This window comes from Chitinophaga flava, from assembly GCF_003308995.1.
GTDB lineage: Bacteria > Bacteroidota > Bacteroidia > Chitinophagales > Chitinophagaceae > Chitinophaga > Chitinophaga flava.
In genome coordinates, this window is sequence record NZ_QFFJ01000001.1 from 1,867,424 (window position 1) to 1,887,442 (window position 20,019).

General features: G+C 44.1%; 16 protein-coding genes and 1 tRNA gene. 9 read left to right on the forward strand and 8 right to left on the reverse strand.

Annotated elements, in window-relative coordinates; genetic code table 11:
• Nucleotides 1-51 precede the first annotated feature (51 nt).
• Entirely contained in the window at nucleotides 52-2,487 is a 2,436-nt protein-coding gene (locus DF182_RS07505) for an ABC transporter permease (protein ID WP_113615030.1), read from the forward strand.
• Between the two features lie 3 nt (nucleotides 2,488-2,490).
• Here the strand turns inward: DF182_RS07505 and DF182_RS07510 are convergent, their stop codons facing one another.
• The gene (locus DF182_RS07510; protein ID WP_113615031.1) at nucleotides 2,491-3,564 is read right to left on the reverse strand and encodes a hypothetical protein; all 1,074 of its coding nucleotides are present in this window, start codon (nucleotides 3,562-3,564) and stop codon (nucleotides 2,491-2,493) included.
• Between the two features lie 89 nt (nucleotides 3,565-3,653).
• On the opposite strand from DF182_RS07510, the gene DF182_RS07515 reads away from it, so the two are divergent.
• From DF182_RS07515 to DF182_RS07535, 5 genes are all read left to right on the forward strand, one after another.
• On the forward strand, nucleotides 3,654-4,358 hold the full coding sequence (locus DF182_RS07515) for a response regulator transcription factor (protein ID WP_113615032.1): 705 nt from the start codon (nucleotides 3,654-3,656) through the stop codon (nucleotides 4,356-4,358).
• The gene (locus tag DF182_RS07520) at nucleotides 4,355-5,713 is read left to right on the forward strand and encodes a sensor histidine kinase (protein WP_113615033.1); all 1,359 of its coding nucleotides are present in this window, start codon (nucleotides 4,355-4,357) and stop codon (nucleotides 5,711-5,713) included. The genes DF182_RS07515 and DF182_RS07520 overlap by 4 nt, the downstream gene beginning before the upstream one ends.
• Nucleotides 5,714-5,822: 109 nt before the next feature.
• The gene (locus DF182_RS07525; RefSeq protein WP_113615034.1) at nucleotides 5,823-6,308 is read left to right on the forward strand and encodes a hypothetical protein; all 486 of its coding nucleotides are present in this window, start codon (nucleotides 5,823-5,825) and stop codon (nucleotides 6,306-6,308) included.
• Nucleotides 6,309-6,328: 20 nt separating this feature from the next.
• The gene (locus DF182_RS07530) at nucleotides 6,329-7,243 is read left to right on the forward strand and encodes a bestrophin family protein (RefSeq protein ID WP_113615035.1); all 915 of its coding nucleotides are present in this window, start codon (nucleotides 6,329-6,331) and stop codon (nucleotides 7,241-7,243) included.
• Nucleotides 7,244-7,435: 192 nt separating this feature from the next.
• Nucleotides 7,436-8,668 (forward strand): ROK family transcriptional regulator, encoded by a 1,233-nt coding sequence (locus tag DF182_RS07535; protein ID WP_113615036.1) that lies wholly within the window; start codon nucleotides 7,436-7,438, stop codon nucleotides 8,666-8,668.
• Nucleotides 8,669-8,670: 2 nt separating this feature from the next.
• Here the strand turns inward: DF182_RS07535 and DF182_RS07540 are convergent, their stop codons facing one another.
• Nucleotides 8,671-9,561: a DUF1266 domain-containing protein gene (locus DF182_RS07540; protein WP_113615037.1), complete on the reverse strand. Its 891-nt coding sequence runs from the start codon at nucleotides 9,559-9,561 to the stop codon at nucleotides 8,671-8,673.
• Between the two features lie 202 nt (nucleotides 9,562-9,763).
• On the opposite strand from DF182_RS07540, the gene DF182_RS07545 reads away from it, so the two are divergent.
• The 3 genes from DF182_RS07545 to DF182_RS07555 all read left to right on the forward strand — a co-directional run bounded on the left by DF182_RS07545 (nucleotide 9,764) and on the right by DF182_RS07555 (nucleotide 14,492).
• Nucleotides 9,764-9,837 (forward strand) — tRNA-Asp (locus DF182_RS07545).
• Nucleotides 9,838-10,482: 645 nt separating this feature from the next.
• A complete protein-coding gene (locus tag DF182_RS07550) occupies nucleotides 10,483-11,055 on the forward strand; it encodes an inclusion body family protein (RefSeq protein ID WP_113615038.1) in 573 nt (190 codons plus the stop codon).
• Between the two features lie 218 nt (nucleotides 11,056-11,273).
• Entirely contained in the window at nucleotides 11,274-14,492 is a 3,219-nt protein-coding gene (locus DF182_RS07555; protein ID WP_113615039.1) for a S41 family peptidase, read from the forward strand.
• A 164-nt stretch (nucleotides 14,493-14,656) separates the two neighbouring features.
• Here DF182_RS07555 and DF182_RS07560 read toward each other — a convergent pair whose 3' ends face one another.
• The 6 genes from DF182_RS07560 to DF182_RS07585 form a co-directional block, all read right to left on the reverse strand.
• Entirely contained in the window at nucleotides 14,657-15,115 is a 459-nt protein-coding gene (locus tag DF182_RS07560; protein ID WP_147243368.1) for a hypothetical protein, read from the reverse strand.
• An 80-nt stretch (nucleotides 15,116-15,195) separates the two neighbouring features.
• Nucleotides 15,196-15,942, reverse strand: a complete 747-nt coding sequence (locus tag DF182_RS07565; protein WP_113615041.1) for an SDR family oxidoreductase — start codon at nucleotides 15,940-15,942, stop codon at nucleotides 15,196-15,198.
• An 11-nt stretch (nucleotides 15,943-15,953) separates the two neighbouring features.
• Entirely contained in the window at nucleotides 15,954-16,826 is an 873-nt protein-coding gene (locus DF182_RS07570) for a pirin family protein (protein WP_113615042.1), read from the reverse strand.
• A gap of 136 nt (nucleotides 16,827-16,962) precedes the next feature.
• A complete protein-coding gene (locus DF182_RS07575) occupies nucleotides 16,963-18,765 on the reverse strand; it encodes an amidohydrolase (protein WP_113615043.1) in 1,803 nt (600 codons plus the stop codon).
• A 29-nt stretch (nucleotides 18,766-18,794) separates the two neighbouring features.
• Nucleotides 18,795-19,235, reverse strand: coding sequence for a nuclear transport factor 2 family protein (locus tag DF182_RS07580; protein ID WP_113615044.1), 441 nt, complete (start codon nucleotides 19,233-19,235; stop codon nucleotides 18,795-18,797).
• Between the two features lie 147 nt (nucleotides 19,236-19,382).
• A complete protein-coding gene (locus tag DF182_RS07585) occupies nucleotides 19,383-19,964 on the reverse strand; it encodes a Crp/Fnr family transcriptional regulator (protein WP_113615045.1) in 582 nt (193 codons plus the stop codon).
• Nucleotides 19,965-20,019: the final 55 nt, after the last annotated feature.

Here is a 20,019-nt window from a genome sequence, read left to right on the forward strand (position 1 = left end):
AACACCGGTTTCAGCTACAGCCCTGTAATACAGGTACTTTAACAGGTGGCAATGTTATTGTATATTCCCATTCCAACCAATTACCGCGTTATGCTGCTCAACTACCTGAAAATTGCCTGGCGAAACCTGAACAAAAACAGGTTTTACACCCTCATCAATGTACTGGGGCTGGCACTGGCCACTGCAGCGTTTCTGCTGATTATTCAATACGTAAGGTTTGAATACAGCTACGAAAATTTTACCCCCCATGCAGATGATATATACCGTGTAACCATCGATCGGTACAGGGGTGCCGAATTTGTGGTAACGGACTGTGAAACCCATTATCCGCTGGGACCGATGATGAAAAAAGATATGCCGGAAGTGAAAGATTATGTGCGCCTGCAATCTATGGGAGAGTTCCAGGAGATCAGACAAGGGAATAAAGTTATCCGGATAAACCGGCTCTATGCCGCCGATCCTTCTGTATTCAGCATTTTTAATTACCGGTTTATTGACGGAGATCCCGCCACTGCCCTGAGCAGCCCTTTCCAGGCAGTACTCACCGAATCCTCCGCCAGAAAGATCTTTGGCCGGACCGATGTAAAAGGCAGGACCCTGCAAACCCAAAACAAAGTATTTACTATCAGCGGTATCATCCACGATCTGCCTGAAAATACACACCTGAAAATCAATGTGCTCTTCTCCTATTCATCGCTGCCCGCCACCATCAACGCCGTTCTCGACTCCTGGCATGGCAACAATACCTACACTTATGTGCAGTTGATGCCTCACAGCAGCCCGATTGCGCTCAATGAAAAGCTGAAGAAATTATCCAGGGAAAAAATAAAAGAGAATATTTTCACCGCCCAACCTATCAAGGACATTCATCTGTTCTCTCACAAAACCTTTGAACCTGAAACCAACGGAGATGTCAAGACGGTGCGTTTTCTGCTGGTAACGGCCCTGCTCATTCTCCTCATAGGCTCGGTTAACTATATCAACCTGACTACCGCACGCGCTACTGAAAGAGTGAGAGAAACCAGTATGCGCAAGGCTTTGGGTTCTTCCAGGGGAATGCTGGTGGGACAGTTTATGATAGAAACCGTGATGATCAACCTGCTGGCTATGGGCTGTGCCCTCGTGTTGATCAAACTGTTTTTGCCACTTTATTACAATCTGGCTGAGAGACCTGCAGATACCGGATTTTTCACTGATCCGCTGCTTTGGGTGATGGTCGCGGGTTTGTTTGTACTCAACTGTCTGCTTTCCGGTGTTTATCCGGCAGTAGTATTATCCGGCGTGCAGCCGGTGAGTGTTACCAAACGTACCTTTACCGGGACTGTTAAAGGTGTTATATTCAGAAAGGTACTGGTGACAGGGCAGTTTACTGCAGCGCTGGTGGTGCTTTCCGCTTCACTGATCGTATACCGGCAGCTGGCTTATCTCCGCAATCAGTCTCTTGGCCTTAATGCCGATGAGGTATTGGAGGTGGTTGGCACCTACAGCGATCAGGATTCTATCCTGCAAAAGGAAGCGGTGGCCTTTAAAAACGAGCTGTTACAGCTGCCGCAGGTACAACAGGTGTCTGTCTCCGGGTCTATTCCGGGAATAGACCTCAGCATGCTTAGTACGACCACTGGTATCAGTCAGTATGGCTCCAATACCGGCCAGGGATACAACTTCTACATGTACGGCATCGATGCCGGCTTTATTCCAACGATGAGTATTAAAATGGCAGCCGGACGCAATTTTATAGCTGGCAGCACTAATGATGGTGACGCAGTGATCAACAAGGAGGCAGCCCGGCTCCTGGGTTTCAGCAGCCCGGAAGCGGCCATCGGCGGTAAGATATCTATGGCCTTCTCCAGGGAAAAGAAATACTCTACCATTGTAGGTGTAACAGAAGATTACCACCAACAATCCCTCAAAGACGTACTGCGCCCCATGATACACTGGTATCAGGAATCAGGTCTTTTTTATTCCATCAAAGTAAAAACAAGTGATATGCCTGCTACGGTAGCACAGATCAGGCGTGTATGGGAACAGCAGCATCCCGGTTATCCTTTTGAATACCGCTTTCTGGATGACCTGTACAACCAGCAGTATAAAGGAGATCAGCAATTTGGTAAGATCGTGGAGATATTTTCTTTCTTCACTTTGTTTATCAGCTGTCTGGGTATCCTGGGGTTAACCGCTTTCAGTATCACCAAACGTACCAAGGAAATCGGTATCCGTAAAGTACTGGGGGCTTCCGCGGCCCACATCACCGGGCTTCTTTCCAAAGATTTTATTTATCTGATACTCATCGCCGCCGTCATTTCCACACCACTCACCTGGGTAGTGATGAATCATTGGCTGGACAATTTCGCTTACCGTACAACTATCTCCGGATGGGTATTCTGTGCGTCAGGATTACTGACGTTACTGATAGCCCTGATCACCATTAGTTTTCAGACGATCAGGGCTTCACTGGCCAATCCGGTGCAGTCGCTGAAATCGGAGTGATGACTATGGAATGAAGGACCCGATTTGCGTAACGGAAATGTGATCATCCTGTATCAGCAGGCCGCCTTTCTGTACCAGTTGTTGCAGGATGGCTGTTATTTCTTCCGGAGATAACATGTCTTTGTAATGCTCCATGATAACGGCTATGCTGATGGGGCCATCTCCTGCGTTACGGATAAAATGCATAAAAACATCTTCCCGGTAAGTGATGTTTCTACCGAAATAGAGCCTGAACGGGGAGCCTTCTTCCAGGGCATCTGCGATAATATTATATCCGATGATGACGTAATATAACCGGTTATATGACTCGAATTCAGCATCATCAAAATAATATTTCGTTCCTTCAAATTCCAGCTGATCAAGATGGTGTTTGTAAGTTTTAAAGGGTTGCAACTCATCCCGGATGTCCTGACTATGCTGTTCCTTCCATTTCAACATCGCCGCCAAAGGTATATCTGCTGCAGTCCAGTTATCGGTATTTTCCCAGGCCGTAGTATCTATATCCTCCAGCAGTGGCGGAAACAGATCTTTAAACTCATTGAAATGTCCGGGAAACAACGACTCCGGCTTTTCATTGACGATTTTTACCAGATGTGCAACATTGTATAATGGCTCATCGGATTGCAGTGCTTCTTTGCTTTTTCTTTTCTGAGCGCAATGGTAGCATATTTTCTTTGGCAGATCGGTTGTGGAAGGCTTAATCAGTTTGCCACAGTCTGTACAATGGATGCCCTGCTGCCTTTCGGTCCAGAAGGGACAGTCAGGCTCCGGATAATCGGGTGAAGGGAAATAAAATTCGAGGCCATATTGTTGGATGGCCATTTTTCCCCATTCCTTTGCCAGGATTGTTTCCAGCCAGGGCGACGTTTCTCCTTCAGGGACCCAGAAATCCGGTGGCAGCATAATATCACCTAAATAATGCCTTTCCAGCGGGCCGTTTTGAGGCTGTATATATAAGTTCAGGTAAAGACGCCAATCATAGGCATCGCCGTTCCATAAGGCTTCCAGCGCTTTGGGCTCACCGCCGGCGGCCGTGATTTTCTCTTCCAGGTCAACATAACTATAGAGGTAAGACATAGATCAATGGTACTTATTTTTCGTTTGGCAAGATAGAAATATTTTGCCAGAGATGACCTTTAGTTGACATGTCCTATATTTGTTGATGTATGAAATTATTATTGATAGAGGACGAACCGGCTGTGGTATCAGTTATCACGCGCGGTTTGGCGGAAGCCGGCTATGAGGTAAGCGTAGCGCCTGATGGCGCCAGCGGTCTGCGTATGGCGCTGGACAATCCCTCTTTTGTACTGATCATACTGGATGTGATGCTGCCCAATATGAATGGGATAGAAGTATGCCGGTCCCTGCGTAATGCACAGCTCTCTACTCCTATCCTGATGCTCACCGCACTGGGTACCACAGAAAATATCGTCATAGGACTGGATAGCGGTGCAGATGACTATCTGGTGAAGCCGTTTAAGCTGGCTGAACTGGAAGCGCGTATACGCAGCCTGCTGCGGCGGAAAAGTAATATAGCCGTTCCCGTAGTGCCGGCAGCAGAACAGACTGCCGTGCTCCAACTCGGCGACCTGGAACTGAATACCGACACCAAAGCCGCCAACAGACAGGGAAACACCATACAGCTTACCGCCACCGAATACCGGCTGCTGGAATATCTGATGAAAAATCCGCGCAAAGTACTGTCGCGTATGGAAATACTGGAGCAGGTGTGGGGCATCGATTTCAACACCAACACAAAAGTGGTCGATGTTTACATTAACTATCTCCGGAAAAAAATCAACAAAAACAACCTGCCGGAACTGATACAAACCGTTACCGGACTGGGTTATATGCTGAAGGAAAACGAATGAAAATACGTACCCAGATATTGCTCATCTTTGCAGGACTCACCATCTCCACCATCATGGTGATGAGCATCCTGGTGTATTATTTTGCCAATCAGCATTCCTTTGAAGACTTTTACAAACGGCTGGAGATACGCGCCTACATCACCGCTAAGGCTTCCCTGCCTTATTACGAGGAAGACTCCGTGATCTATAACGAAATCCGCGACGAACATCTGGAAAAACTACCCTCAGAAAAAGAATATCTGCTACTGGTAAGCGGGAGAGGACAAATCAACCAGGACAGCACACTGAAACTGCCTGCCAGCTTTTATCACCAGGTGCTCACCCAAAGTAAGGCCACCCACCGCAATGGGAACCGCTTTTATGAAGGCGTGCTGTATAAAAGTAAACAGGGGTTGTATATCGTTATCGTATCGGCCATCAACCAGTACAGCAGCGAATACCTGGCCTGGCTGCGTAAGATACTGCTGATCTGTTTTGTAGTTTCGTCGGCCATCCTGATTGGCGCCGGTATTTTCTTCTCCCGGTATATCCTCCGGCCTATCCGGGATATCATGAACCAGGTGAAAAGCATCAGCTCGCGCAACCTGCATCTGCGGCTGGATGCCAAACAAAGCCGGGATGAGATCAACGAACTGGCTACTACGTTTAACAACATGCTGGACCGCCTGGAAACAGCCTTTGAAACACAGAACAACTTTGTCAGCAATGCCTCGCATGAGCTAAGCACGCCACTGACCGCCATCATCGGAGAAGCAGAGCTGGCCCTCAATAAAAACCGAACGCAGGAAAACTATGTAGCCGCTTTACGAAATATCCTCAGTGAGGCCGGCAGACTGGAACATATTACCAAAAGCCTGTTACATCTGGCACAGACAGGTTTTGACGGTAAAAAGCAGGACTGGGGCCAGGTACGGATGGACGAGCTGCTGTTCACCATCAAAAACACGATTGATAAAATACATCCCGGCAACCATGTAGAGATCGATTACAGCCTTTTCCCTGAAGAAGAGGAAAAGCTTTCTGTGTCGGGCAATGAGCAGTTGCTGGAGCTGGCGTTGAGCAATATTGTGATGAATGCCATCAAATATTCCAACAATCAGCCCGTTTCCATTGCGCTGGCGGCCACCGATCTGAAAGTGATCATCAATGTAAAAGACCTGGGTATCGGTATCCCGCAGGCGGACCTTCCTTATATCTTCTCTCCTTTCTTCAGGGCCTCCAATACCGGGCATTTCAAGGGTTATGGTATTGGTTTGCCGTTGGCGATGAATATTATCCGGATGCATAAAGGAGACATTATTGTACATAGTCAGGTAAACGCCGGAACCGAGATCAGGGTGGAGCTCCCACTGTAGCGTCCGTTATTCTTACCGTTTTCTTACCACATTCTTACAACCTTTTAACTTCCTTCTTACCAGTTACTAATATCGTGGTTCTAGTTTTGTTGTTATAAAAGCAACAGCTATGAAAAATATACTCATTCCTACAGACTTCACCATACGCTCACTTGGATATGTGCACAGTGTGGTTGCACAACACCCCAACGAAACTGTTAACATCATCTTCATGCATGCTTTGAACATGCCGGATTCACTATTTGAGTTGATTACGTATACCCGTAATAGCCGGCATATTGATTTAATCACAGCTGATTTTAAAGATGGTTGTGAAATCATCCGTAACAAATATGCATCTTCTGTCAGCAAGCTGAAAGTGGAATTCTTCCATGGCAATACCCGTGCGGCTTTCCGTAATTTCTGTCTGGCACAGAATATAGATCTGATTGTACTGCCTACAGACAATGAATATCTGTGTCCGTCTAAAAGGAGTTACAATCCTGCTAAACTGATCAGCAGTTCAAAGTATCCGATTCTCAAAACAACATTAGCCAGAACCCATAAAGTGGTGACCCGATCTACCATTTCCGCACTGTTGATGGCTACAGAGTAAACTTTTAAAAACAGGGTATTATGTTACTAAAGAAGAATATCCCCTTAAAATATGTATTTGGTAAAATACGTTACGAAATCCTGCTGGTGGCCATTTATACCATGGCGATCAACACATTGTACTACCGTTTTGATTTTACCAATATCAGTATTCCTATAGCTGTTCCGATGGTATTGGGCACTGTTTTGTCTTTGCTGCTGGCTTTCCGGTCCAACCAGGCGTACGATCGCTGGTGGGAAGCCAGGACCATCTGGGGCGCTATTGTCAACGATTCACGTTCCCTGACGAGGCAGGTCCTGAGTTTGATGGATGCAACATATCAGTCGGAAGAGCTGGCCCATTTCCAGGAACGATTTGTAAAGCGGCAGGCAGCCTGGTGTTTTAGTCTTGGCCAGGCACTACGAAAAACCGATCCGTTAAAAGGTTTGGACAGGTTGTTAACAAGGAGGGAGTTAAATCATTTGATGAAATATGATAACGTGCCGGCTGCCTTGTTGCTTTTACATGGTAAAGACCTCAAACTGGCGCTGGACAATGGCTGGATCAACCAGTACCAGCAGATGTGTATGGACGAAACATTGTCCAGGCTTACTGATTCCATGGGTAGATGTGAAAGGATCAAAAACACGGTGTTTCCGGCTACTTATAGCCTGTATACGCACTTTACGCTGATCTTTTTTATACTCCTGCTGCCTTTTGCGCTGATAGATGTGATGGGTTTTATGGAGATACCACTGGTGATTGCGATTGCTTCTTCTTTCCTGCTGATAGAGAAGATGGGTATCAATCTGCAGGACCCTTTCGAAAATAAACCTACAGATACGCCGGTGACAACCATTGCACGCAATATTGAAAAAGACCTGCGGCAGATGTTGCAGGAACAATATGAGCCACAGGAAGACATGCTCGTAACGCAAAAGTATTATGTATTGTAAGCAAAAAGCTCATGTGTCAGTAAACGTCTGAATAAGGGACGTAAATTTTATAGCGTTATAAATATAACCCCGGTCTATACCGGGGTTTTTCTTCGCCCAAATACATTAAATTTTTACAACATACATATATATCTCCTCAATGAAAGAAAATCGCTATCTTGTATAATCTATCAAATCCTTTTTCAACCGCTAATGGCAAGGAACAATTCATTTCTCAGCGACCTGTATAATGAAGAAATAACGGGGGTGGCCTACAAAAATCTGCAATTAAAGAAGAGCATTCTATCATGGTTTGCCAACCAGGGCAGCACTACGATTGCTGATCTAAGCAAGGTGTTGAATGTGAGTTCACCTAAAATTGCGGAGCTGATCAATGAACTGATAGAAGCTGGTCTGGTAAAGGATTACGGCAAAACAGAATCGACTGTAGGCCGGCGGCCTAACCTCTACGGGCTGGAATCCAATTCCCTGTTTTTTCTGGGTGTGGAAGTAAAAAACACCCATATCAACATTGGTTTGCTCAACTTTCAGAAGGAGCTGGTGAAGTTTCAGGAGAAGATACCTTATGAGCTTAGCAATACAGAAGCCTCGCTGGACGAGCTTTGCCGGCTGATCAACCAGTTTATCAAAGAGTTGAAAGGGGTTGCCCGCAAGATTTCCGGTATCTGTATCAACCTGTCTGGCCGTATCAACTATCGTACAGGGTATAGTTACAGTTATTTTTATTTCAACGAGGAGCCGCTTACCCGGGTGATTGAGAGTAAGGTGGGCATCAAAACCTATGTGGAAAACGATTCCAGGTCTATGGCGTATGGAGAGTTCTGCAGCGGGGTTGTTAAAAACGAGAAGAACGTCATTTTTATCAATGCTGATTATGGTATAGCCCTCGGCGTTATGATCAACGGAGAGTTATATTATGGCAAATCCGGCTTTGCCGGGGAGTTTGGCCACATACCCTTTTTTGATAATGAGATCCTGTGTCATTGCGGCAAAAAGGGCTGTCTGGAAACAGAGACCTCAGGCCAGGCATTAATACGGCAGTTCCGGCAGCGGTTGAAAGAAGGGGCCACTTCGAGCATCACCAAAAAAATTCCGAATGTAAAGGATATCACCCTTGAAGATATTCTGGATGCAGCCAACCACGATGACACGCTGGCCATCGAGCTGATTGCCAGCATCGGGGAAAAGCTGGGTAAGGGTATCGCCATTCTGATCAACCTGTATAACCCGGAGCTGATCATTCTCGGCGGGGCCTTGTCGGGCACGGGCGAAGCCATATTCCTTCCTTTGAGAAGTGCTATCAATAAATATTCCCTCAGCCTTGTCAACAATGACACGCAGTACAAATTGTCCAGGCTGGGCAGCAAAGCAGGCGTAATCGGTGCTTCCCTGCTGGCCCGCAATAAGTTGTTTGATATGTTATGATTTTATCCTTTCCAGGGAAGTAGCACCCAGGGGCTGTCTGTGGCTTGTAACAGGTAGTCCATGTTGTTCTGCAAGGCCTGGAAGCTGTCTTCCTCTACCCCATTCCATACACAGCGGGCAAACTGGTAGGATAAGGACAAATGTTTCCAGGAGCTGTAGGTACGTTTGATGGCAGGCACACATTCCATAATTTCCTGTAATGCCTGTTCATAGCTGATATAACCGGCATCAAAACCGGCACGGGCCAGGTTGATGATGCGGGCGAAATCCCATATCAGCATATCGGGTTGCAGTTTGTCGTATATCAGTTGTTTCTTTCTGAAAAGCTCCAGTGCATCGCGGGTATTGCGGAGCCTCTCCATCACTACCGCTTCTTCCAGCTCATTGGCAATAATGTATTCCCGCAGGAAAGCCTTGCTTTCCTTCATGGACACACTATTGAGTGCCTGCAGGATGATATCGTATTCTATGCGGTGGCCGCTGTCGCGCAGCCAGTCGAACATTTCGGTCAGTTCTTCCGTACTGTCGATATCCCACCATTCTGACAACAGCTGCCGGCATTCGTGTCTGGTGATACCGGTGGAGATATCGTTGAGGTATTGCCCGTTGAGGAAGGCCAGATCGGCCCCACAGGCGACGGCCCATTGCTGTTCAGATGTCAGGAGGCTGGCGGGGTTTAGTCGTACTGCTTCCGGTTCGCGGCAGAGCGCTTCTTCATCAGCATCATCGCCGGTGAAGAACTGGTTGAACTGTTTTAAGTTTTCGTTAAATGGGTTCAGAGAGCCGTTCATGGCCTGTTCCATTTGCTGGCGGTACATCTCAAGCGCATCATTGTTCAGGCCCATATTCTTGAGCTGTTGCCAGTACATTTGCATATACTGCTGGGAATTCATTGGGTATGGTTTATAGGATCAGGTTGTATTCGAAAAAAATTACATACAAGATATGCATTCCCGTTATAATAACCAAAAACTTCCCTGGTGGCTGGCTTATCTTCGGTGAGTAATGAAATAATGCTGCAGTATTCGGGTCTTGTCAAATTTTTTTTGATAAAATGAATAATTTATTTTTACATTTGCACCCGCTGCAACAAACGGATTGGTAGTTCAGTTGGTTAGAATGCCGCCCTGTCACGGCGGAGGTCGCGGGTTCGAGTCCCGTCCAGTCCGCACTTTTCGATTAGAGCCAAATGGAATCAAGTATTTCCATTTGGCTCTTTATCTTTTTATAAAGATGTAAGTAGAAAATTGGCACTTACCCGATGGCATATACGTAGGTTAAATGGCTCCCAAAAAGTGTCGAGAGTGTTGTAATCTGCACCTCTCAACTACAGAAAAAAAAGTGGACTAATTGAGAAAAAACATTTGTGTTTTTTATACAGACATTAGATCAACATCATTACAAATTTTTTGCAGGTAAACCAGCATTTTCAAGCAATTCCCCAAACGCAAACACCATAGATAAAAATCTAAGCATTTCAACAGATACTAATAAAGCGCTATTACATTTTCTATTAGAAAATTTCTTTTTTGAAATTATTTCCCCATCCGTGAACAAAATCCAATCAAGCACTGTTATCTATTTGCGTAAAAAATTACGAGCTCAAATAACCGGTTCTTAACCTCAAATACCATAACATTAATGCACCACTTAAAAGGGCAGCAACAGACCAATATCATCTCATTCCCGGTGTTATCTACTCACATTTGGCTTCTCTTTCCAAAGATGATCAGCATTTTTTTCTGATATATATACATCTATGGCGGATACCGAAAAGCCAGAACAGAGTAGGTAAAACTTTAACTCCACATCGCATGTCAAACACAGCGCAAGCTCCTAACCATTCAAGAGCTACTCAAAGATCTGTAGGTAACAACATCAGTGTATTAACGATCGTTGACGTTGAACAGATTAAGTCACTCAATCCCAATCCAAGTCAGGACCCGAAAAAACCCCAGCCTATTCATTACAACCAGGGTATCACAATGCGATGCCCTTATGACCACTATATGGGGGAATCTGGCCCGGGGAATATTACCTTCAAGGCAAATTTGCACGACTCCGTTTCTTTCAGGGCGACCACTATTTCCGGCAATTCAGAAAATGCTGTTATTGTCTATCAAATACAGCCCAACGGCTCAATTAATGTATTTAACCAATTTACGTCAAATTCGATTACTATGACTGGTGCAGTAGTACCTTCATTACCCAATGCTGTTCCGGCAGCAGCTGTCGCCCAGACATTTTATTCATATGATTCTAAGATAAAAAATAAAGGTACAGAAAGCTTCACCATATATCTTGCTCTATATGAACTGGATGAAATCGGGGAGAATCAGGTGCTTTATGGCTACTTCTACTGGGATCCAACCATTGAGGTACAATAAACCACTGACATTATTTTACATATTCAAAGGTTTATATACAGCAGTTCTGTTTATGCAGAACTGCTTTTTTAATGTCTGGTATGGCGGTTCCGCCAATGATGATGATACCAGCCAGCCGCATTGGTTAGCTATCATAGCTGCTTATTTTCTATATAAAAGTTGCAGCCTTCTATGACATTTCATTATATTAGACCTTCTTATACCCCTAAGTTCCGCTTATGAAGAAATTTATTTTTGGCTGTGCAGCATTAATGGTGGCTGCCAGCTCCTATGCCCAGGATAATGCCCTATGGCTTAGAAACCCTTCAATATCCCCTGATGGAAGTACTATTGCTTTTGGTTACAAGGGTGATATTTACCGCGTAGACGCCAAAGGTGGCGTGGCTGTTCCACTCACCATCCATGAGGCACATGATATGATGCCTGTATGGAGCCACGACAGTAAATACATCGCATTCGCCAGCGATCGTTATGGTAACTTCGACGTGTTCGTTATGCCAGCTACCGGCGGCATACCTGTACGTCTTACCACCAACAGCGCGGCAGATTATCCGTACGATTTCAGCCCGGATAACAAACAGGTATTGTTTGGTAGTGTTAGAAATGCTCCTGCTCTGAGTTCCCGCTTCCCTTACTCCGCTTTCCGTAACACGTACACCGTACCTGTTACCGGCGGAAGACCTTTCCTGGTAAGTGCCGCCGGCTTCGATGCCGCCGCTTATAACAAAGATGGCAGCAAAATTATCTTCCAGGATTGTAAAGGACATGAGGATCCTTTACGTAAACACCATACCTCTTCTGTTACCCGCGATATCTGGTTAATGGATGTGGCTAAAGGTACCTACGAACAAATCTCTACCTATGAAGGTGAAGACCGTGAGCCTGTTTTCGGTAACAATAACGATGTGTACTACCTGAGCGAAAAAGGTGGTATCTCTCAAAACCTCTTCAAAAGCTCGCTGACCGATAAATCCAAAATGGAGCAACTGACCAGCTTTACGAATCATCCGGTTCGTAACCTGACCAGAGCCCAAGACAATACCTTCTGCTTTACCTATAACGGAGAAGTATACACGATGAAAGAAGGAGAGAAACCTCACAAAGTAGCTGTCCGGATCTTCAACGATGGCCGTGAAGGCGTGGTGAAAAATATTCCTGTGACAGGTAACATTACCGAATTTGCGATGAGCCCTGACGGTAAGGAGATGGCTTTTGTAGCCAGAGGAGAGGTGTATGTGAGCAGCGCGGAAGGTAATATGACCAAACGTATTACCAATACGCCCCAACAGGAAAGAATGGTGGAATGGTCTCCGGACGGTAAACGCTTGATCTATGCTGCTGAACGCAATGGTAACTGGGATATCTACCAGACTACACGCGTTCGCAAGGAAGAGCCTTACTTCTTCAGTGCTACCCTGCTGAAAGAAGAACCGCTGATTGCGACCGCTGCGGAAGAATTCCAGCCAAAATTCTCTCCGGATGGTAAAGAAGTGGCTTACGTGGAAAATCGTAATATTCTCAAAATATTCAACCTGGCCAGTGGTAAAAGCAGACCCATTCTGCCGGAAGGTCATAACCACTCTTACGCTGATGGCGACTGGGCATTTAACTGGAGTCCCGACAGTAAATGGATCCTCGTGGATGATCAAAGAAATGCCAGCTTCGTGACCTTCGGCGTTAGCAATATCTCCTTATTGCCAGCTGTTGGAAACGGAACACCTTTCTATCCTGTAAACAGCGGCTTCGGTGAAGTCAATGGTAAATGGACGGCAGAAGGCAAACTCATGACCTGGACCAGCGATCGTGATGGACGTAGATCCCTCGGGAAAGAAGGTAGCCGCGAATCCGATATTTATGGCGTTTTCCTGGATCAGGAAACATACGATAAATTCAAATTGTCCAAAAATGAATTTGCCCTTTTGAAAGAATCCGGCGATTCCAGAGCAAAAGAAAAAGACAGCACTGCTGCTAAAAAAGCATTCCAACCTGATTTCAATAACCTGGAAAGTCGCAGGGTACGCCTGACTATCAACTCCGCATCTATCGCTGATTACGTAGTAAATAAAGACGCAAGCAAAGTATTCTACATGGCCGAGTTTGAAAAAGGCTACGATCTCTGGGTAACTGAACCAAGAACCAGGCAAACCAGCATCCTCGCTAAAATGGGCGAATCTCCCGGTAGTATGGCACTCAGCAAAGATGGTAATACCCTCTTTGTAAGCACTAGCGGTAGCGTGGTGAAAGTAGATGTCAACTCCGGTAAAGTAACGCCTATCAATATCAATACCGAAATGGCACTCAACCAGGCAAAAGAACGCGAATACATCTACTGGCACGCATGGAAACTAGTGAAAGAGGAATTCTATGATCCTACACTCCATGGTATAGACTGGAAAATGTATGGCGACAATTACGCTCGTTTCCTGCCTTATATCAGCAATAATTACGACTTCCAGGAATTACTGAGTGAACTGCTGGGCGAACTGAATGCTTCCCATACGGGTGGCCAGTATTTTACCACGATTCCAAATGGCGACCAGACAGATGCCCTCGGCCTGCTCTACGATGAAACCTTCAAAGCAGACGGTTTGAAAGTAGATGAGGTAATCAAAGGCGGACCATTGGATAGAGCTGCTTCCAACCTGAAAAAAGGCGATATCATCGAGAAAATTGATGGCGTAGCTATTACCAGCGATTTCGACTGGTCATCCTTGTTGAATCGTAAAATGGGTACCAATGTACTGCTCAGCATTTACAACCCTGTGTCAAAACAACGTTGGGACGAAACCGTTAAGCCTATCTCTGTACGTGAAGAATCCAGATTGATGTACAAACGTTGGGTAAACAGCATGTCTGAAATGGTAGACAAACTGTCTGACGGAAAAGTAGGTTACGTACACGTAAAAAGCATGGACGACCCTTCTTTCCGTACCGTATATGATGTGGCAATGGGTAAAAACAAAGGCAAAAAAGCCCTCATCGTGGACACACGTTTCAACGGTGGCGGATGGCTGCATGATGACCTCATGCAATTCCTGACTGGCAAAAAATACCTGGACTACGCGCCGCAAGGCCATCGTCTGGATGCCGGTGACCCGGTGGGAAACTGGCAGGGCCCTAGCTGCGTAGTGATGAATGAAGGAAACTACAGTGATGCTGTCATCTTCCCGTATGTCTACAAACAAGAAAAGATAGGTAAACTGATAGGTATGCCAGCAGCCGGTACCGGGACCGCAGTATGGTGGGAGACACAGATTGACCCTTCTATCAGATTCGGTATTCCGACGATAGCAACTATCGGTAAGGAAAACCGTCCTACTGAAAACCTGCAGGTAGAACCAGATATCCGCGTACCATTACGCTACGAGGAATTCCTCGCTGGTAAAGATGCGCAGATGGAAGCTGCCGTGAAGGAAATGCTGAAAGAAGTGAAGTAATTTCTATATTACTATAAGGTGATGAAGGCTCAAAACCTTCGCCCCGCTAACTAAAAAAGCCTTCAAGTCATTCAACCTGAAGGCTTTTTTAGTTAGAAAAAATTTATTGTCAGACAGGGCCACATGTTGTTCACACAGCCTTTTTCAGCTTATTTAATCTTGGGTCATGAAATCAAACGGAACCTCCTCGGAAACATGAACATCTTTCCTTTTTTATGATATTCTCTTATAGAAGAAATAAGCCATTTCGAATAGTAAGAGAAATCTGCATCATTGTCCTTGGAAAAAAGTTCAAATACTTCACCACTCCAGTCTACTACCAGGTAGGAGTAATATTCACCCGTTTTTCCCGTTCCCCACAAGAGCCCATCCGTAGTCTTATACACCGGGTATCCAATGCTTTCTGTAATGTGTTGTTTATATTTTTCATCGTTCCCCTTGTAGTCGCCGTCATAGCTTCTAAAATAGAAATGCATTTGAAAAACATCTTTCCCATTAGAGTATCTATCATCTTCTCCGCTTAAATTGTCACCTTTTATTAGCTTAAAACCTTTAGGGAAGGACGCTTGCCCTAAAGTAGCCATTGCGTGGAGCAGGAAAAGAAAACTAAAAAAATATTTCATAGGTGGCATAATTTGGATGGTCAATATATAATCTCTAATTGGATTTACCAATATTGTTTTGCCTTATACTTTGATACAAGTTATATTCTACCACCTCCGTTTACAATTATTTGTTGTCCATTTATCCAGGCACCTTCAGGGCCGGCTAAGAATGCAACTACACCCGCTATATCTTCAGGCTCTCCCATTCTTCCTAAGTTCATATTCTGGCCGATTCTTTCCATTTCTTCCTTTGAAACCTCTTTTTGTAACAGCGGTGTCGTTGTTGGTCCTGGAAAAACGCTATTGACTGATATTTTACGATGCCCAAGTTCTTGTGCCAGGATTTCTGTAACCACTTTACCGGCGGCTTTACTTGGTGCATAAATTCCAAGTCCGGCTGCCGGATAAAGCGCACTCGTTGAAGATATCTGAATAATGCGTCCGCCATCCCTGACTTGTCTGGCTGCCTGTTGCAACACAAAATATGTTCCTTTGTAGTTTACAGCATTGATGCGGTCGAAGTCAGCTTCCGTAACATCAATAATGGGAATACCCATTACGGCAATTCCTGCATTGGCCACTACAATATCAATTCCGCCAAATTCCGCACTGACGGCATTAAAAAGTTCAGTAATTTCTGTCACTGCACTCACATCTGCCTGAAAGGCGACTGCTATCCCGCCAGCATTCTTTATTTCATTCACTACTTCATCAGCTTGTTCCGAACTACCCACATAATTAACGGCTACTGCAATCCCGTCTTTTGCCAAACGAATAGCAATAGCACGACCGATCCCCGTTGCTGCACCAGTTACCAGTGCTACTTTATTGATTGCCTTTTCCATAATTGTTCATTTTAAATTTTTGTTGCCAGATTAATTTCCCCATATTTCCCAGCATAAAAATCACGGTAAGCATCTATAATTTCCGCCTGGTAATTCATCACAAAAGGCCCTTCTGACACAACAGGTTCTGTATATTCTTCACCACCAAACAGCATAATATCAGTAGCATCTTCGGATGTATTTTTTATTTCAATTTCGCCGGCATTGCTATCAAACTCCACCAATTCATTCTTTTGAAATGTTATTTCATTTAGCATCACATTTTCTGTGATTAAGAAAGCAGCTACTTCAAATTTATCTTCAATTTGTATCAAAAATTTTTTGCCTGCTTCCAAATGTATATGATACAAAAATTGCCGGGAGTAATTCGGAATTTTCGAACTTAATTCTTCATAATTACCAATAATAACTTTTAGCCATCCGCTTTTATCAGGTAAATTTTTATAAGGTACTTCATGGGCTTGAACAGTTACGTGTGCAGGCTTTTCGGCTTTATTTCTTGCAGGGAGATTTATCCAAAACTGAAAACCATGAATGTATTTACTATCGGTTTGGCTATCGTAATTAAAATTTTCATCGTGAACAATTCCATTACCTGCTTTCATCCATTGCACACCTCCTGAATAAATTTCACTCCTATTACCAGCACTATCAAAATGTTCGACTTCGCCTTGCAGAATATAGGTTAATGTAGCGATGCCTCTGTGTGGGTGTGCACCCATACCATTTTTGTTAATCGTTTCTTTAATAACAGGCGCTACATAATCAAGAAATACAAATGGACCAACTTTATTGGTATACTGGTTGGGTAACATTCGTTGTATGGTTAACGGACCTACATCAACCCTGTTTCCTTTTGTAGAAAAACTTGTTTGTTTTTTCATTTCTTCATTATTGATTTAAAATTGTATCAATTGCAAATCTCTTAACGATAAGAAACGATATAAAAAGCCGTCGACATTTGTCAATGGCTTTTTATAGTTGCTGTTTAATTCAATCTTTGTATCCTAATATTAAATGTCAATTCTCTTTGTAGTAACCTCCAAAGTACTTTACCGGAGACCACGAAGGAATCGTTTCAGGCAATTTCGGAGACAAGTTGCTGAATTCCTGGGCACCAAATACAACTCTGCCATCAACGATTGTTAATACGGAAGAAACAGATTTTATTTCGTTGTCTGATATGGTAAAGAAATCCTTGTTTAGTAAAGCAAAATCTGCCAGATACCCCGGAGCAATCCTACCATTCTCATCTTCCTGATGTTCAAACCATGCGGGACCGATAGTAAATAATTTAAGCGCTTCAGCACGGGTTAAACGATTATTTTTTGCGAGCATTTCAGATCCCGATACAGACTTCCCTGTAATCATCCAGCTAATGTTTGTCCAGGGGTTGAATGAAGAGGCTCTGAATGCGTCCGTCGTCATTGCCAGCGGAATATCGCTATCTACCAGCAGTCGCAACCTTGGTGTTTGCAATGCTTTTTCCCGGCTATATGTCTTTATAAAACCATCACCATGCAAGGCCATTTTGCCGTCCAGCGCTATACCACCGCCGAGTTTCTTTACCCTGGCAATATTTTCCGGCGTTATCGTTTCAGCATGTTCTATGCTCCAGCGCAACCCATCCAAAGATGTCTTCCGGTTTACATCTTCCAAAGCATCCAGAAAGGGTGTGATATTTTCATTATAACTGATATGCATGCGGAAGGGTATTCTTTTCTTCACCAGTTTAGCAACATCTTCTTCTATATACAGACGCATCGAATCTTTGTTGACGATGACAGCCGGCTTATCAAAATTTTCATGATCGTGCAGTACCAATCTCAGCATTTCACCTGTGCCTTCATACTCATGACCATGCGCCATTATAGGATCAATATTTTCTCTCGGGCTTATGGGGGATCTTCTTGTTATAGCGTTGATCTCTGCATCTACCATAGTGGGGGCGCTAACATCTCCAAATTGAATATCGATAAAAGGGAATCGTATGTTCAGCCGGTTTTCCTTTGCTAAAAAGTCTATAGGAGCGTGCCCCTGGGCATATCCGCTGGCGGCCGCTGCGTCAAGAGCTGTGGTGATGCCGAAACGGTTTAGTTCGTGGACTACATTTGTTATTGAACTCACCTGCTCTTCGAAGGAAGCCTGAGGTACCAAATATTCCAGCGAGATAAAAGTGAACGTATAACTATGCACGATACCGGTGTAATGTCCTTCTTTATCTTTTTCGAATTCGGTACCAGGCATACCAGGAAACTTGTCGGTTCCCACACCGAATGCTTTCATCGCCAACTCGTTCAAAAAAGCCTGATTGTAAGCGTATTGAACGATCAGCGGTCTATCAGGCACTGCTTTCTTGAGCTCGTCCATGGTTGGGAACCTGTTTTCTTTAAACTGGTAAGGCGACCAGCCACCAATTACCTTCACCCACTGGCCTTCCGGAGTTCGTTTCGCCTGTTCGCTCAGCATCTCTAATGCCCGCTGCAGTGTAGGCACCCCCTCCCATCTTACAGTATAATTGAAACTTCTTTCGCTTAGGATATGGGTGTGTGCGTCATTTAATCCGGGGATCAGACGCCTTCCATTTGCATCAATCAGCTTGGTATTATTGTCCTTCAGACTAAGTATTTCGGAGTCTGTACCCACGGCATAGATCCTTCCTCTTTTTACTGCGAGCGCTGAGGCTTGCGGTTGTGATTGACTCTGGGTAGTAATTTTTGCATGATAAACAATCAGATCTGCACCGATAAACGTTCCGTCAGACTGCGCTTTCAGCGCAATTGCAAACAAAACTGCTATAGATAATGTGAATATCTTTTTCATGATTTTATGATTTAATAAGAATACAGTAATTAGCGTTCAGTAGCAAAACGTCCACCATTCATTGCCTTCATAAATGCCTGCGGATTCCAATATTCACGATAGTTTACAATAAGACCGTCACGGAATGTTACAAAAGTAGCGTAGCTCATTTCATAAGGGTTGCCATTTCCAGTTACAACACCTGAAACACTCCATTCTGCAATGGCTACATTTTCATCATCAGTCGGGTAAATTTTTAAAGCAGGAATAGATTTCAGATCTATATAGCTTGGGTAATCTTTCAAATAAGCGTAAAGTGCGTCACGACCTTCAAATCTTGCTGGCGTGCCTTCAGGCGCAAAAGGAAATTCAGCCACAACATCATCAGCACAAAGCGCTGACCAGCCTTCCATGTCTTTGGCCAAAAAAATGTCCAAACTCTTGCGGAGAAGTTGAGTAGCTGGTGCGTTTTTTAAGTTTGTATTGCTCATTTCTTTAAATTTTTCAATGTTATTTCTTTATTGATTCAACATTGTAAAATTGCATTGTATGCAGCTCATGCAATGATGAGAAATGATAAAAAAAAGCGTTGATAAATATCAACGCTTTTTATACAGAGAAAGATGTATAGTGAATAATTACTTCTTTGCTTGTTTTCTGATTCTGCTTAAAGTTTCCTTTGTGATACCCAAATAAGAAGCAATAATGTGTTGCGGAAACCGCTGTATAAATTGTGGATGGTTTTCGGCAAATTCTTCATAGTTTTTTTCAGCGGTATTACTAATGGTAGCGTTTAGCCTGCGTTGGTTAGCAATGGCATTTCTCTCATCCATTAATCGTATCATTTCAACCAGGGCGGGTATTTTTCCCATCAAATCCAACATTTCTGCTCTAGTGATAATGAGTAGCTCCGTATCTTCCCATGCATCAATATTATATTTAGAAGGGGTAAGCATAATAGAACTTTCACGGTCGGATGCCCAATAATTTTCAATATACAGATGTACGATATGTTCTACGCCTTTTTCATCTACGCTGTATTGCCGCATAGCACCTTTTACAATAAAACCAACGTATTTACATACAGCACCTTCCTGCAGAAAGTATTGTTTCTTTCTCAGTTTTTTAGGCTGAAAAGCGGCTTCAATCAAGGCTTCCTCTTCACGTTTAAGTGGTGATGAAATATACCGGTTGATATAAGCAAAAAGATTATTGTACATGGAGTATTGGGGATTAATTGAATCATACAAATATATAAAGAATAGCTCCCTCATC